Consider the following 525-nt stretch of genomic DNA (forward strand, 5'->3'; position numbering starts at 1 on the left):
TGCCATTACACTCAATAAGCGCTTGTTTTAACGTGTTTTTCTCAAATTCAGACACCAGTTCTGCCAAAGACAGTTCTTGAGTGACTTGATTGGTGTTGTCTGATAAGTGAGAAAGCTTACCTAAAAGTACAAACCGCTCAGCTGTATTACGCAATTCTCGTACATTTCCCGGCCAATCATGGGCTAAAAGCGCGTGCAGCTCCTTTTGGGGAAGTGCTGGTGCTGTCTTGCCATAACGTGCAGCAGCGACCAGTAAGAAGTGGTGGAAGAGTGCAGGGATGTCTTCTTGACGGCTTCTTAACGGCGGTAAATCTAGGGTCACAACGTTGAGTCGATAATAGAGGTCTTGGCGGAAAACGCCTTCTTCAGCCGCCTTCTTTAGGTCGACTTTGGTTGCAGCGATTACTCGAATATCGAGAGGCACTAAACCGTTTGAGCCAACCCTTTCAATAACGCGCTCTTGTAAGACGCGCAACAGGCGAATTTGTGCCTGCATCGGCATGGACTCAATTTCATCTAAGAATA

The 525-nt window shown here is 46.9% G+C and carries 1 protein-coding gene; it reads right to left on the bottom strand.

Annotated elements, in window-relative coordinates; all coding sequences use genetic code 11:
* Positions 1 to 525 (bottom strand): sigma 54-interacting transcriptional regulator (locus AB4653_RS16710; protein ID WP_372104779.1); only part of this gene is annotated, 525 nt, incomplete at both ends.

Source organism: Vibrio sp. 10N.222.48.A3, from assembly GCF_041475345.1.
Classification (GTDB): Bacteria; Pseudomonadota; Gammaproteobacteria; order Enterobacterales; family Vibrionaceae; genus Vibrio; species Vibrio tasmaniensis_A.